Origin of the sequence: Kocuria turfanensis, from assembly GCF_001580365.1 — a bacterium.
In the GTDB taxonomy this organism is placed as follows: domain Bacteria; phylum Actinomycetota; class Actinomycetes; order Actinomycetales; family Micrococcaceae; genus Kocuria; species Kocuria turfanensis.
The window spans coordinates 3,155,502-3,169,639 of the sequence record NZ_CP014480.1 but is presented as its reverse complement, the minus strand read 5'-3'; the positions used below and the strand labels follow the sequence as shown (position 1 = coordinate 3,169,639).

Sequence of the window (14,138 nt, the reverse complement as noted above, 5' to 3'; positions counted from 1 at the left end):
CCCCGAGGAGCCCCATGATCCGCCGTGCCTCCCGACCACGCCGCGCGCCCCTGCCCGCCGCGGCTGCGCTGACCGCGGCGGGCCTGCTCCTGGGCGGGTGCTCCTCCCTGGGCGCCTCCGGCACGGACGAGCCGTCCGGGGGCGCGAGCGGCGCCGTGGTGGAGGGCACGCCCGCGGAGCTCGAGCGGTTCTACACCCAGACGGTGGACTGGGGCGAGTGCGAGTTCGAGATCGAGACGAACGGTGCGGAGGACGACCTCCGGTGCGCCGCCGTGGAGGTGCCCCTGGACTACGACGACCCGTCCGGGGAGACCACCACCGTGGTGATGTCCCGCCTCCCGGCCGAGGGACAGGCCCGCGGCAGCCTCCTGATCAACCCGGGCGGGCCCGGCGCCTCCGGGGTGGACGCGACGGCCTTCGCCGAGTACACGGTCACGGACGAGGTGCGGCAGGCCTACGACGTCGTGGGCTTCGACCCGAGGGGCGTGGGACGCTCCGCGGGGATCGAGTGCCTCGACGACGCCGAGCTGGACGCGTGGCGCGCCGAGCCGATGTTCGACCCGCGGTCGGCGCCCGCCGACGAGATCCGCGAGGAGTACGGGCGGCTCGGCGCGCAGTGCGTGCAGAACTCCGGGGACCTGGTGGCGGAGATGGACACCGCCAGCGCCGCCCGGGACATGGACGTCCTGCGGGCGGTCCTGGGCGACGAGCGCACCACGTACCTGGGCTTCTCCTACGGCACCCACCTGGGCGCCGTGTACGCCGACCTGTTCCCCGAGCGGGTGGGCCGGCTCGTGCTCGACGGCGGCGTGGACCCGACCCTCAGCGCCCAGGAGGCCACCGCCGACCAGGCCGAGGGCTTCGAGGAGAACCTGCGGCACTGGGTGCAGGTGTGCCAGGCCGAGATCCGCGGCTGCGTGGTCGGCGGCTCGAGCACGGACGCGGCGACGGCGCGGATCCAGGAGCTCATCGCCTCGGTCGAGGAGGGCACCGTCACCGCCGGGGACGGGCGCCGCGTCACGGCCACGAACGTGGTGGAGGGCATCCTGACCCCGCTGTACGCCACCACGTCCTACCCGCAGCTCAACGAGGCCCTGGGGGCCGCCTTCGACGGGGACTTCTCCCCGCTGCTGGCCCTGTCCGACGCCACCCACGGGCGCGACGCCGAGGGCCGGTACGCGAACAACACCACGATGGCCTTCACCGCGGTCAACTGCCTCGACCGGTCCGCCGGGACGGTCACCGAGGAGCAGATGGCCCGGCACCAGGAGCAGCTCGAACAGCTCGCGCCGACCTTCGGCCCCTACCTCGGCTACGGCGACGCCGCGTGCCAGGGCTGGCCGGTGGAGCCCGCGGCCGCACCCGCTCCGGTCGACGCCGCCGGCGCCGCCCCGATCCTGGTCGTGGGCACCACGCACGACCCCGCGACCCCCTACCACTGGTCCGAGGCCCTCGCGGAGCAGCTGGAGAGCGCCCGCCTGCTGAGCTACGACAGCTACGGGCACACGGCCTACGCCTCGGGCGACGAGTGCGTGCAGGACGCCGTGGACGCCTACCTGCTGGAGGGCGAGCTGCCCGAGGAGGGGACCACGTGCTCCTGACCCCGCCCACGACCGCCGACCGGAGGCTCCCGTGACCGACCCGCTCCCCCGCCCCGTCCTGCTGCGCGCCGGCGACCTGCCCGTCACCCGCGCCGGGGGTCGCACGGTGCGCCGGATCGCCGCCGGCCCGGCCGGGGCCTGGGAGCTCTCGCTGCTCGACCTCGAGCGCCCCGGCACGCTGCCCGCCGCCGCCGGGGCGGAGCGCGTGCTCACCGTCGTCGACGGCGAGCTGCTCGTGCTCGGGACCGGCGGGCGGGAGCAGGCGCTGGAGCGGCACCGGCCCTTCCGGGGTCCCGCCGACGAGCCCGTCGACGCCGCGCTGCCCACCGGCCCGGTCCGCGCGCTCGAGGTCCTGGCCCCGCGCGAGGCGGTCCGGGCGCACGTGGTGGTCCTGGAACTGTCCAAGAAGCGCCCGCACCCGGTCTTCGCGGACCAGCTGGCGGTCCTGCTCTCCGGCCGTGCCGTGCTCACGGCCGGCGGGGTCACGGCCGGCGGGATCACGGAGACGACCACCGAGGAGATCGGGGTCCACGACACCGTGCGCGGCGCCGAGCCGGACAGTCCCGGGATCACCGGCCGGGGCTTCCTGGCCGTCGTGTCCCTGGATCCGCCGGCGCGGGACTGAGCGGCCCGCACCCGCCCGGGGCCTCCCGGTCAGGCCCGCGCGAGCTCGGCGCGCTGGCACCAGCCGCCCGCGCGGAAGGCGAGCGCCAGCAGGCCGAGGAACACCCCGGCCACCAGCAGCACCGCGTCGGTGTCCCCGAAGGACCAGCCGTTGACGAACGGCGCCCGGCCGAGCTCCACGCCGAGGTCGGCGAAGATCCTCCCCTGCGCGGCCGCGAAGAGGAACGGGCCCAGCAGGGACAGCGCCACGAGCGAGACCGAGGACGCCGTCAGCCCCACGGTCAGGACCCGGTCGAACGGCTTGCCGAGGTGGATGCGGTGGCACAGGTAGGCGAGGAAGAAGCAGATGCCGGCGAAGACCACGGTGCCCAGGGCCAGGGTCAGCGCGTAGAGGACCATGCTGGAGGACTCCGCTCCCGTCACGCGCACGTGCACCAGGTCGTAGCCCTCCGAGCTGAGACCGGGGGCCAGGTCCCCCACGTTCGGGGCGGTCGCCGCGGCGGCCTCCAGCCACAGGTCCGCCCGGCCGTGCCAGGCCCGCACCCCGGCCTCGGCACCGGCCAGCAGGACGACCAGCCCCAGCACCCCGAAGGCGAGCGTCAGCACCGTGATCAGCACGCGCTGCGAGGTCCGCCAGGAGCGGTGGAGGGGCGGAGCGGGACGTTCCATGGGGGTCCTCTGGGGTGTGCCGGAGCGGCGGCCCGCCGGTCCCCGACCAGCATGCCAGCCGACGGTGCCCTCGCGCTCCCGGCACGCAGGAGGGGACCGTGCCGGGGCGGGTCAGCGGCGGAGGGCCACGGGCGCCCGGAGGAGGCCGGGCAGGTCCCGGACGGAGTCCACCACCACGTGCGCCCCGGCCGCGCGCAGGGCCTCGGCGGGATGGGCGCCCGTGCGGACCCCGACGACGGCGGCCGACCCGGCGCGCCGGCCGGCCTGCATGTCCGCCGCCGTGTCCCCGACGACCATCACGCGGCGGACGTCGCCGAGGTCCAGGGCCAGCACCGCGGTGAGGACCATGTCCGGCCAGGGCCTCCCGCGTCCCGCGTCCGAGGGGCACAGGCTGAGGTCGGCCAGTCCCGTCCAGCCCAGCTGCTCCAGCAGCGTGTTCATGCTGTGCCGGTTGTGGCCGGTGGCCAGGCACACCCGCAGCCCGGCCGCGCGCAGCTGCGCGACCGCCTGCTCCGCGCCCTCCACCGGGCACACGCCCTCGGCGGCCAGGAGGTCGTCGAGGTGGCGCTCGAAGTCCCGCACGGCCTGCCGTGCCCGGTCGGGCTCCGCGGCGAAGAGCTGCTCGAGCACTCCGGACCGCGACTGCCCCGGGCTGCCGCGGAGGTGGTCCAGCATCCGCCGGAACCGCTCGGAGCCCGGGTCCACGCCCAGTCCGGCCGCTGTCCGCTCGAAGGCCCGCTCCACGATCCCGTTGTCGTGGAAGAGGGTCCCGGACATGTCCAGGAACGCCAGGTCGAGGTCCTGCGCCGTCTCGCCCACCGGGGCCCTCCTGTCCCGGGAGAGCCCCAGTGGCCGCCCCGTCGTCGTGTCCGTCCATGGTGCGCTCCCGGCCCCGGGCCCGGAAGGCGTGGCGGCCGAAGGGCGGGTGAACACCCGGGGAACGCGGGCGCCGTGCCGGTGCCGCACCGGCAGCACGCCGGGACGGCCGGAATTGCGGACGCCCGCACGCTCTCTGCTACAGTTTCACCTGCACTGATCCCGTCCCGGACGGCGACGTGCAGGCCTCCTTAGCTCAGTCGGTAGAGCGTTTCACTCGTAATGAAAAGGTCGTCGGTTCGATTCCGACAGGAGGCTCCACCCGGAAGGCTCCGGACCCAGCAGGGTCCGGAGCCTTCGTCGTCCCCGCGGACCGGACCTGTCAGTGCCTCGTCCCTGCCGGCGCCCCCGTCCCTGCCCGTGCCTCAGTCCTGCCGCTGCAGGGCCTCGAGCGCGCCCGCCCCGGCGGACCCGGGGCCGGCGAGCGGCAGGAGGACCGTGAAGACCGTGCCCTCCCCCAGCGCGCTCTCGCAGCGGATGCTCCCGCCGTGGCGCTCGACGATCTCCCGGGCGACCGCCAGCCCCAGACCCAGCCCGGGGATCGCGCTCATCCGGGCGTTGGGGCTGCGGAAGAACCGGCCGAAGACGTCCTCGGCGTCCTGCGGCCGCATGCCCATGCCGCGGTCGGCCACCCGGAGCTGCACGGCGCGCCCGCCGGGGGTGAGGCTCACCGTGACGGGCCCGCCGGACGGCGAGTACTTGATCGCGTTCGAGAGCAGGTTGTCCAGCACCTGGCCGATGCGCACGGGGTCGCACTCCAGCACGAGGCGCCGCGGCGCCTCGACGTGCAGGTCCACCCCGCCGGCGGCGGCCTTCGGACCGGCGGCGGCGACCGACTGCTCGACCACCTGCACGAGGTCGGCGGACACGAGCTGCGGCTCGAGCGCCGAGCTCGCCGTGCCCAGCAGGTCCTCCACCAGGACCAGCAGCTGGTCGGCGTTGCGCTCGATGACCTCCAGGCCCGAGCGGACCTGCCCGGGCAGCCCGTCGTCCATGGCCAGCAGCTCGGTGTAGCCCCGGATGGAGGTCAGCGGCGTGCGCAGCTCGTGCGAGACCCCGGCCAGGAAGTCGTCCTTGGCCTGCAGCGCGGCGACGAGCTCCGTGACGTCGTTGAAGGACAGGACGGAGCCCTCCGGGCGTCCGTCGTCGTCGCGCATGACCCGCGCCGAGACGGAGAGCACCCGCTGGACGGGGGCCCGGCCGGCCCAGACCAGGACGTCCGAGAAGGACTCCCCGCGCACCGCCCGGGCCGCCGCCCGCTGCTCCGCGGGCAGGGGCGTCCCCTCCGCGTCGGCGTAGATGAGCAGGTCCGCCTCGGCGCCGTCGGACATGCCCTCGGGCAGCGACAGCTCGTGGATCCGGCGCTGGCGCCGGTTCATCAGGACGTCGTGGCCGTCCTCGTCGACGGCGAGCACCCCCACGTCCACCGTGTCCATGACGGTCTGCAGCAGCCGTTCCCGGCGCGCGGTCACGTCCAGCAGGCGGCGCAGCTGCGCGTCCTTGGCCGTCAGCTCGGCGTTCTGCCGCTCCATGCTGTTCGAGAGCACCTGGACGGTGATCCCGATGCCCAGGAGCATGAACGGGATCAGCAGCGGGGCCGTGATCATCTGCGCCGTCACCGGCCGCGGCGGGACGAGCAGCGGGACCCAGACCATGGCCAGGGACAGCAGGAAGCCGAGCGGGGCGGCGGCCCGCGGCAGCCGCCCCGAGGCGGCGAGCCAGATGACGGGGAACGCGGCCATGATGCCCACCCCGGTCACCCAGGTCAGGGTGGCCTCCCGGAGGAGGGTCAGGGGCACGAAGTCCAGGACGGGGACGGCCAGGAAGGCCCCGTCGGGCAGCCGGTCCCACGGCACCAGCACGCACAGGGCCGTCAGGGCCAGGGTCAGCGCCGTCGCGAGGTGGAGCCGCAGGTCCCCGCGCACGGGCGCGTGCACCACCCAGACGCCGAGGACGAGCACCACCGTCGTGACGCTGAACGGCAGCTGGCTCAGCAGCACCCGCCGGCGCATCGACAGTTCGTGGAAGCTGAGTCGGTCGAAGGACAGGACGGTGAGCATGCGGTCCACGGGAAGCACTTCCGACGGGGGTGAGCCGTCCCCGGAGGGTCGGGATGACATTCGCAAAGATTAGCGGCTTAATGGGTGCATGACCCCCTCCCCCCAGGGCCGTCGTGCCGTCGTCATCGAGGATCACGACGACATCCGCAACCTTCTCGCCCAGACCATCGGCATGCGCGGATTCGCCGTGACCACGGCCGCGACCGGCCGCGAGGGCCTCGAGGCCGTCCGCCGCGACGGCGCAGACCTCATCACCCTCGACCTGAACCTGCCCGACCTCGACGGCATGGAGGTGTGCCGGCAGGTCCGGGAGTTCTCGGACGCCTATCTCCTCATGGTCACCGCCCGCCCCGGCGAGATCGACCGACTGGAGGGCCTGGAGCTCGGGGCGGACGACTACATCAGCAAACCGTTCAGCCCGCGTGAGCTGCAGGCGCGGATCGAGGCGATGTTCCGCCGCCCGCGCGCCCGGGCGGAGCAGGCCGACGCGGAGGAGCTGCGCCGCGCCGCGGAGGTCTAGCGCAGCCTCCTGCCCTCGGCCGCCCCGGTCGTGGCCGGCTACGACGTGGCCGGCGCGTGCCGGCCCTCCCGCAGCGTGGGCGGGGACTTCTTCGACTGGTACGCCACCGAGGGCGGCCTGCAGATCTCTCTGGCCGACGCCATGGGCAAGGGCATGGGCGCCGCCCTCATCGCCGCCACGGTCCGGGCCGTGCTGCGCTCGGCCGCCGGGCAGCCCGACATGGAGCGGGCCTTCCGGGACACCTGCCGCCACCTCGAGAACGACCTCGACCACTCCGGGTCCTTCGTCACGCTCTTCCACGCCCGGCTGGACACGGCCCGCGGGGTGGTCGACTACGTCGACGCCGGCCACGGCCTGGGCCTGCACGTGCACGCCGACGGGGTCGTGCGGCTCCGCCCGGGCGGCCCGCCCGTGGGCGCGGTGCCCGGCACGAGCTGGACGCCCGGTCGGTTCGCGCTCGCGCCCGGCGACGCGCTCGTGGTGGTCAGCGACGGCCTGCTCGACGCCTACGACGACGTGGACGAGGCCGTGCGCGCCGTGGCCGAGGCCACCTCCCGCGGCGCGGACGCCCGGGCGGTCTGCGCGGCCGTGCTCGACCTCGCCCGCGGCGGAGCCCCGGACGCGGACGGACCCGGCGACGACGTGACCGCGGTCGTCCTCCGTCGGCTCCCGGAACCGGGGGTGGGGGCATGAACCGCTTCCTGGTCCGGCTGCTGGTCGTCCTGACCCTCCTGCTGGGCGTGAACTACATCGCCTGGCGCTGGCTCGAGTCGCTGAACTGGGCCGCGTGGTGGATCGCCGTGCCCCTCGTGCTCGCCGAGACGTACAGCCTCATCGACGTCTCGCTGTTCGGGCTGACCGTGTGGCGCCTCCGGCGCCGGGGGGAGGCCGGGGACCCGCCCCCGGGCGCCACCGTGGACGTCTTCATCACCACCTACGACGAGCCGCTCGACCTCGTGATGGGCACCGCCCTGGCCGCGAAGGCGATCCGGCACCCGCACAGCACGTGGATCCTCGACGACGGTGCCCGGCCCGAGCTGGAGGCCCTCGCCGCCGAGCACGGGCTGGGCTACCTGACGCGCAGCGCGGACTGGGCCGACCGGCCGCGCCACGCCAAGGCCGGCAACCTCAACAACGCCCTGATGCTCACCCACGGCGAGTTCCTGCTGATCCTCGACGCCGACCAGGTGCCGGACCCGCGGATCCTCGACCGGACCCTGGGCTGGTTCAACGACCGCAAGGTGGCGCTCGTGCAGACCCCGCAGTGGTTCGTCAACGTCCCGGAGCACGATCCCCTGGGCAGCCAGGCCCCGCTGTTCTACGGGCCCATCCAGCAGGGCAAGGACGGCTGGAACGCCGCCTTCTTCTGCGGCTCCAACGCGATCCTGCGCCGCGAGGCGCTCATGCAGCTCGGCCTCTCCGGCTACGTCCGGGAGGTCGAGCAGGACGTCAAGGAGTCCCTCGCCCGCACGCGCACCGCCCTGCGCCGGGCCCGGAAGTCCCCCGAGGCCGCGAACCCGGTGGTCGCCGGCATGCTCGACGACGTCGAGGCCGCCACCGAGCGCGCCCGCGCGGAACTCCGGGCCGGGGCACCGCTGACCGAGCTGACCTACCGGCTGCAGCGGGCCGTGGACGCCGCCGCCCGGCGGACCGTCACCCAGGACTTCTCCCAGATCCAGGCGGACCTCGCCTCGATCGCCGCCCTGGAGCTGCCCCCCGAGGACGGCATGGTGTGGCCGGAGGAGCTCTCCTCCGCCGTGGACCGGATGTCCCGCCGCGACCTCTCCCCGCTGGCGTCGGTGGAACCGGTCCGGGAGGTGCTCGAGGCGGTGTCCGTGGAGCGGCCCGGCGAGGCCCAGCCGCTGATGCCGCTGGCCACGATCTCGGTCACCGAGGACATGGCCACCGCCATGCGCCTGCACGGGCTGGGCTGGCGCAGCGTCTACCACCACGAGATCCTCGCCCACGGCCTGGCCCCCGAGGACCTCAAGACCATGCTCACCCAGCGCCTGCGCTGGGCGCAGGGCACGGTGCAGGTCCTGCTCCGCGAGAACCCGCTGCTGCAGCGCCGGCTCGGGTGGGGGCAGCGGCTCATGTACTTCGCCACGATGTGGAGCTACCTGAGCGGTTTCGCGGCCGTCGTCTACTTCGCCGCGCCCATCGTCTACCTGGTGCTGGGCATCCTGCCCGTCACCAGCCTCAGCTGGGACTTCTTCGTCCGGTTCATCCCCTTCATGGTGGTGAACCAGCTGCTGTTCCTCGTGGTGGGACGGGGCATCCCCACGTGGCGCGGCCAGCAGTACAGCCTGGCCCTGTTCCCCATCTGGATCCGTGCGTGCACCACCGCCGCGCGCAACGTGTGGTTCGGCCGGCCCCTCGGCTTCGCGGTCACGCCCAAGGTCCGACAGGACTCCGGCCCCGCCTGGCACCTGATCCGCCCGCAGCTGGTGGTGATGGGCCTGCTCGCCGCGGCCCTGGTGATCGGCACGCTGCGCCTGGCGCTGGGACTGAACGAACCGGTGGGGACCCTGGTCAACGTGGCCTGGGTCGCCTTCGACCTGGTGGTGCTGAGCGTGCTCGTCACCGCCGCGAGATACACGGGCTTCGACCCGGAGGAGAGGAAAGCCGATGCAGTTCACGGTTGAGCAGAAGCCGAGGTTCGCCCACATCACGGGCACCGGACGGCTGAACATGGTCGGAGCGCCGAAGCTGCGGGAGGTCGTGGCGCAGGTCGTGGACGGGGGCAGCAACCACGTGGTGGTCGACCTCGGCGGCACGGAGTTCATGGACTCCTCCGGCCTGGGCGCCCTCATCGGGTGCCTCAAGCTGGCCCGCCAGGCCGGCGGGGACCTGCGGATCGCGAACGTCCGGCCCCAGGTGCGCATGGTCCTCGAGCTCACCAGCATGCACCGCGTCCTGACGCCCTACGACACCGCTGACGCGGCCTTCGCCGATGACTGAGGCGACGTCCCGCCGCTGCCGGCGCGGCCCGGCCACCGCCGAGACCGTGGACGCCCTGCACGAGGACTTCGACGCCCTGTGGGAGGCCGCCGCGTTCGTGCCCGAGGCCGACCGGATGGCCTTCACGCTGGCGGTCATGGAGGCGGCCGGCAACGTGGTGGTCCACGCGGTGCCCGCCGCGGAGGCCCCCATCCAGCTCGAGGTGGACCTCGCCGCGGGACCGCACCGGCTGGAAGCGATGATCTACGAGATCGGCGCCGCCCCGGCCGAGGTGGACCTCGGCCGCGCCATGGCCGAGGAGCACCTCGAGTCGGGCCGGGGACTGGCCCTGATCCAGGCCCTCGTGAGCCGCGTGGTGTTCGAGCGCCGCGGGGACACGAACGTCTGGGAGCTCTCCCGGGAGTGCGGCCCGGAGGCCCCGTAGGACCGGTCGTCCCCCTATTCGCGTATGTCAACTGTCTGCCGCGATCCCTAGAATTGGAGGCAGGACAGGACGTCAGGGGGGACATCCGGTGTCATCTGCAGCACGCATTCGGGGAGCCGATCAGGGCTCCCGCCGCGGGGGGAACCGCCCGCAGGACGCGCAGCGCGCAGCGCGGGAGGCGTCGTCATGATCGCGGCCATCATCCCCGCCCACGACGAGGCGGCCCGCGTGGGGCACGCGGTCACCGCGCTCCACCGCCAGACCCGCCCGCCGGAACGGATCCTCGTGATGTCGGACGAGTCCACGGACGCCACCGTGGACGTGGCGTTGCGCGCCGGCGCCGAGGTCCTGCTCACCGTGGACAACCTGCACCACCGCGCCGGGGCCCTGAACCAGGCCCTCGGCACGGTGCGGATGGAGGCCGGCGACCTCGTCCTGCTGCTCGACCCGGACGCCGAGCTGCCACCGGGGTTCCTGGCCCGCGCGCTCACCGCCCTGCAGGACCGCAACGTGGGCGCCGTCTCCGCCCGGGCCTCCGCCGTGGGCGGTGCCGCCGCCCTGGTCCGCTGGTGCGCGCTCGAGGACGTCCACCGGTCCTTCGGCCGCTACTGCGACGAGGGGCCGGTGACCGGGCACGCCCGGCTGGCCCTGGACCTGGAGGCGGTCGGGTGGCGCCTGGCTGCGCCGCTGGAGGCCGGACAGGACGTGCCGGTCGGGGTGCTCCACGGCGCCCCGGCGCAGCCGGTGGCCGCCTGACCCACCGGGCGCCCTGCGGCGACGCCCGGGACCGGTCCTCAGGACCGGGTAGCGCGTCCCACGACCACGGCCGCCGCGCCGGCGAGGACCGTGGTGGTCAGGCACCCGATCGGGATGGGCAGACAGCATCCGCCCACCGAGACGTTCGTGCCCCGCCGGGTACGGGTCGAGTAGCTGGGGAACGGCAGCATCCGCAGCCCCGAACGGCGGCCGCCGCGCCCGTACGGGGCCCCGCGGTAGCCGGGGAGGTCGTAGCCCGGCCCGAAGCGGCCGGGCCCCCGGTGCCCGGGGCGGCCCAGCGGCGAGCGGGACCAGCGGGAGTCGAAGTCGTCGTCGGCCGCGCGGTAGTCGAACCCTGGAGCAGTCATGCCGTCCATCAAACCATCAGCAGGCTGTTGAGTCCATCCCCGGCGGACCTGCCGGACGGCTCACCCGCGCTCCAGCAGCTCCCGGGCGCGGTCCACGTGCCCGCGCACGGCCTCGGCCCGGCGCACCACCGCGTCCAGGCGGTGGGCCGCGCTCTCGTCGTCGGTGCGCATGAACCGGGCCATGGTCAGCGCCTCGGCGGCCTGGGCCATGGCGTTGCCGGCCCGGGAGAGCTCACGGTGGACGTCGTTGAGGTAGCCGCCGGTCGAGGCGGGGATGTCGTGGCTGCTGCTTGGTGCCGTGCGCTGGGCGGCGGCGCAGATCGCCCGCACCTCCGGCAGCAGGTCGGCCAGTGCGTTGGCGGTGGGCACCACGGACTGCGCGAGCGCCTTGTCGGGGAGGGTCTCGAGGATCTGGTGGAAGCGGTCCAGACCTCGGCGGAACCGGTCGTGGGCGCGGCGCCACACACCCAGCCCCAGCTCGGCCTCGTCACGGCGAGCGGCGCGGTAGTCGCGCAGGAATGCCACGGGCGGTCCTTTCGGGAGGAGACAGTCCATCCTACGGCGATCGGCGCGGCCGTCCGCCCGACGGCGATCGGCGCGGCCGTCCGCGCGACGGCGATCGGCGCGGCCGTCCGCGCGGCGGGAGCGCCCGGTCCGCGGACGCCCCGGGCACGGTGGCCCGGGGCGGGTGCTCACGGGACGAGCAGGACCTTGCCGATGTGCGTGCCCGAGTCGAAGTACTCGTGGGCCTGCGCCGCCTGGTCCAGGGGGAAGGTGCGGTTGACCACCGGGACGATCCGCCCGGCCTCGACCTGGGGCCAGACGTGCTCGCGGAGGGCGGCCATGATCCGGGCCTTCTCCCCGGCGGGCCGGGCGCGCAGCGTGGTGCCGATGACCGCGGCGCGCTTGGCCATGAGCTTGCCCAGGTCCAGCTCCCCCGTGCGCCCGCCCTGCAGGCCGATCACGACCAGCCGCCCGTTGACGGCCAGCGCGTCGAGGTTCCGCTCCAGGTACGCCCCGCCCACCACGTCGAGGACGATGTCCGCGCCGTGGCCGTCCGTCAGCTCCCGGACGCGGGCCACGAAGTCCTCCTCGCGGTAGTCGATGGTCTCCGCGCCGAGCTCGCGGGCCGCGGCCGCCTTTCCCGGGCCGCCGACCGTGGTCAGCACCCGCAGGCCCAGCGCCCGGCACATCTGGATGGCGTTGGTGCCGATCCCGCCGGTGCCGCCGTGGACGAGCACCGTCTCCCCCTCCCGGGCCGCGGCGGCCATGAAGACGTTGGAGAAGACGGTGGCGCACACCTCGGGCAGCCCGGCCGCGGCCTGCAGGTCCACGCCCTGCGGGACGGGCAGCACCTGCGCGGCGGGGACCACGACCTCCTCGGCGTAGCCCCCGGAGTCCAGCAGCGCGACGACCTCGTCCCCGACGGCGATCCCGGTCTCCGCCGGGACCGCCGGGCCGAGCTCCTGGACCGTGCCCGAGACCTCCAGCCCGAAGATCCTCGAGGCCCCCGGGGGCACCGGGTACCGGCCCAGGCGCTGCATGACGTCGGCCCGGTTGATGCCGGCCGCGCGGACGCGGATCCGCACGCCGTCCGGGGTGAGCTCCGGGGCGGGGACCTCGGTCACGGCGAGCACCTCCGGCCCGCCGGGGGTGGTCTCGAGCACTGCGCGCATTCTGGGGCCTTCCTGTCGGGAACGACGTGCGCTCCCATTGTGTCCCCGGGTCCGGCCGGGGTCACCCGCGGCCGCCGGACCTCCCCCACCGGCGAACACCGGGCCCGGTGCTCCCCTGCTGCTCGCCCTGGGTCGGCCGGCGGCGCCGCTCAGCGGATGGAGGCGTAGGCGTCCAGGGCGCGGGAGCGGCTGGCCGGCAGGTCCACCACCGGGGCGGGATAGCCCACCGGCGGCCCGAGCAGGCCGGGTTCGTGCGGATCCACCCCGGAGTCCCCGGCCAGCTCCGGGACCCACCGGCGGATGTAGCGGGCCTCGGGGTCGAACCGGCGCCCCTGCGTCAGGGGGTTGAAGATCCGGAAGAACGGGCTCGCGTCCGCCCCGGAGCCGGCCACCCACTGCCAGTTGCCGGGCCCGCAGGCGGGATCGGCGTCCACGAGGTGGTCCCAGAACCACTGCTCCCCGCTGCGCCAGTCCACCAGCAGGTTCTTGGTCAGCAGGGACCCGGCGACCATCCGGACCCGGTTGTGCATCCAGCCCGTGGTCAGCATCTGCCGCATCCCCGCGTCCACCAGCGGGAACCCGGTGCCCTCGGCGGGGTCCCGCCACGGGAACGCGTCGAACGCCGGGCGGACGTGGCGCACGTGCAGCTGCGGCTCCTGGTGCAGCAGGTGCCAGTTGAACTCGCGCCAGCCCAGCTCCGTCAGGAACTTCTCCAGCCCCGGGCTGCTCCCCTGCTCCGCGCGGTGCCGGACCGCGGCGTCCCACACCGCGAAGGGACTGATCTCCCCCCAGCGCAGGTGCGGGGAGAGCCGGCTGGTGCCCTCCCGGTCGGGGCGGTCGTGGCCCTCGTCGTAGTCCTCGGCACGGTCCAGGAAGTCGTCCAGCCGCTCCCACGCGGCGGCCTCTCCCGGCGTCCACGTCCCGGCCAGCCCGGCCGCTCGCCCGGCCTCGGGCAGCAGGCCCCACGCCTCCGGGTCCTCCCCGGCGGCGCAGGCCGCGACGGCCCGGTCCGCGCCCCGTCCCGCTCCCGGCACGGGCAGCGGCTGACGGATCTCCAGCGCCCGCAGGGCCTTCCAGAAGGGGGTGAACACCTTGTACGGCCCGCCGGCCCCGGTGCGCAGGGCCCACGGCTCGTGCAGCAGCGACGCCTGGAAGGAGTGGGCCTCCACCCCGTGCTCCGAGCACCACTGCTTCACCCCGGCGTCCACCGCGAGCTCGGGGCCGCCGTACCGGCGGTTCCAGGTGATCCCGCCCGCCCCGGTGCGCTCGAGCACCTCGGGCAGCACCGCCCCGGCGGGCCCGCGGCGCAGCACCAGCGGGATCCCCAGCTCCTCCAGGGAGGCGCGCAGGGACCGCAGCGACCCGTGCAGCCACCACCTCGAGGCCGTGCCCAGGGGGCGCACACCCGCCGACGCCTCGTCCAGGACGAACAGCGCCAGCACCTCCCCCCGCCGGCACGCGGCCTCGAGGGCGGGATGGTCGGTGACGCGCAGGTCGTCCCGGAACCACACGATCGTCGTCGTCCCGCGGGCGGGGCTCTCCGGTGCGCTCACGCGCCCACCCTAGCGGGGGCTTTGCTGGCGTTCCCAGCGGCGTGGAAGAA

15 protein-coding genes and 1 tRNA gene are annotated in these 14,138 nt (G+C 74.7%); 9 read left to right on the top strand and 7 right to left on the bottom strand.

What is annotated here, in order from left to right; genetic code table 11:
* Positions 1–14: 14 nt before the first annotated feature.
* Entirely contained in the window at positions 15–1,601 is a 1,587-nt protein-coding gene (locus AYX06_RS14585; RefSeq protein WP_062736382.1) for an alpha/beta hydrolase, read from the top strand.
* A gap of 31 nt (positions 1,602–1,632) precedes the next feature.
* On the top strand, positions 1,633–2,226 hold the full coding sequence (locus tag AYX06_RS14580) for a HutD family protein (RefSeq protein WP_062736381.1): 594 nt from the start codon (positions 1,633–1,635) through the stop codon (positions 2,224–2,226).
* Between the two features lie 29 nt (positions 2,227–2,255).
* Here the strand turns inward: AYX06_RS14580 and AYX06_RS14575 are convergent, their stop codons facing one another.
* Positions 2,256–2,894 (bottom strand): hypothetical protein, encoded by a 639-nt coding sequence (locus AYX06_RS14575; protein WP_062736380.1) that lies wholly within the window; start codon positions 2,892–2,894, stop codon positions 2,256–2,258.
* A 111-nt stretch (positions 2,895–3,005) separates the two neighbouring features.
* Positions 3,006–3,713 (bottom strand): HAD-IA family hydrolase, encoded by a 708-nt coding sequence (locus AYX06_RS14570; RefSeq protein WP_062736379.1) that lies wholly within the window; start codon positions 3,711–3,713, stop codon positions 3,006–3,008.
* A gap of 242 nt (positions 3,714–3,955) precedes the next feature.
* On the opposite strand from AYX06_RS14570, the gene AYX06_RS14565 reads away from it, so the two are divergent.
* Positions 3,956–4,031: transfer RNA gene (locus tag AYX06_RS14565), tRNA-Thr, on the top strand.
* Between the two features lie 104 nt (positions 4,032–4,135).
* Here the strand turns inward: AYX06_RS14565 and AYX06_RS14560 are convergent.
* On the bottom strand, positions 4,136–5,830 hold the full coding sequence (locus AYX06_RS14560; protein WP_084271784.1) for a sensor histidine kinase: 1,695 nt from the start codon (positions 5,828–5,830) through the stop codon (positions 4,136–4,138).
* An 88-nt stretch (positions 5,831–5,918) separates the two neighbouring features.
* Between AYX06_RS14560 and AYX06_RS20885 the strand changes: the two genes are divergently transcribed.
* The 6 genes from AYX06_RS20885 (at position 5,919) to AYX06_RS14535 (ending at position 10,491) form a co-directional block, all read left to right on the top strand.
* Entirely contained in the window at positions 5,919–6,350 is a 432-nt protein-coding gene (locus AYX06_RS20885; RefSeq protein ID WP_307725492.1) for a response regulator transcription factor, read from the top strand.
* Between the two features lie 30 nt (positions 6,351–6,380).
* Positions 6,381–7,043 carry a PP2C family protein-serine/threonine phosphatase gene (locus AYX06_RS20880; protein WP_307725493.1) on the top strand — a complete coding sequence of 221 codons (663 nt, stop codon included), beginning with the start codon at positions 6,381–6,383 and terminating at the stop codon, positions 7,041–7,043.
* Positions 7,040–8,995, top strand: a complete 1,956-nt coding sequence (locus AYX06_RS14550) for a glycosyltransferase family 2 protein (RefSeq protein ID WP_062736378.1) — start codon at positions 7,040–7,042, stop codon at positions 8,993–8,995. The genes AYX06_RS20880 and AYX06_RS14550 overlap by 4 nt, the downstream gene beginning before the upstream one ends.
* Positions 8,979–9,311, top strand: a complete 333-nt coding sequence (locus tag AYX06_RS14545) for an STAS domain-containing protein (protein ID WP_062736377.1) — start codon at positions 8,979–8,981, stop codon at positions 9,309–9,311. Before AYX06_RS14550 ends, AYX06_RS14545 begins: the two co-directional genes overlap by 17 nt.
* Positions 9,304–9,735 (top strand): ATP-binding protein, encoded by a 432-nt coding sequence (locus AYX06_RS14540; RefSeq protein ID WP_062736376.1) that lies wholly within the window; start codon positions 9,304–9,306, stop codon positions 9,733–9,735. Before AYX06_RS14545 ends, AYX06_RS14540 begins: the two co-directional genes overlap by 8 nt.
* A 186-nt stretch (positions 9,736–9,921) precedes the next feature.
* The gene (locus AYX06_RS14535; RefSeq protein ID WP_062736375.1) at positions 9,922–10,491 is read left to right on the top strand and encodes a glycosyltransferase; all 570 of its coding nucleotides are present in this window, start codon (positions 9,922–9,924) and stop codon (positions 10,489–10,491) included.
* A gap of 38 nt (positions 10,492–10,529) precedes the next feature.
* On the opposite strand, the gene AYX06_RS14530 is transcribed toward AYX06_RS14535, so the two are convergent.
* From AYX06_RS14530 to AYX06_RS14515, 4 genes are all read right to left on the bottom strand, one after another.
* Positions 10,530–10,859, bottom strand: coding sequence for a hypothetical protein (locus tag AYX06_RS14530; RefSeq protein ID WP_147017505.1), 330 nt, complete (start codon positions 10,857–10,859; stop codon positions 10,530–10,532).
* A gap of 60 nt (positions 10,860–10,919) precedes the next feature.
* A complete protein-coding gene (locus tag AYX06_RS14525) occupies positions 10,920–11,384 on the bottom strand; it encodes a hypothetical protein (RefSeq protein WP_062736373.1) in 465 nt (154 codons plus the stop codon).
* 167 nt (positions 11,385–11,551) lie between these two features.
* Entirely contained in the window at positions 11,552–12,535 is a 984-nt protein-coding gene (locus AYX06_RS14520) for an NAD(P)H-quinone oxidoreductase (RefSeq protein WP_062736372.1), read from the bottom strand.
* A 149-nt stretch (positions 12,536–12,684) separates the two neighbouring features.
* Complete coding sequence (locus tag AYX06_RS14515) at positions 12,685–14,088, bottom strand: cryptochrome/photolyase family protein (protein ID WP_198161403.1); 1,404 nt, start codon at positions 14,086–14,088, stop codon at positions 12,685–12,687.
* Positions 14,089–14,138 lie beyond the last annotated feature (50 nt).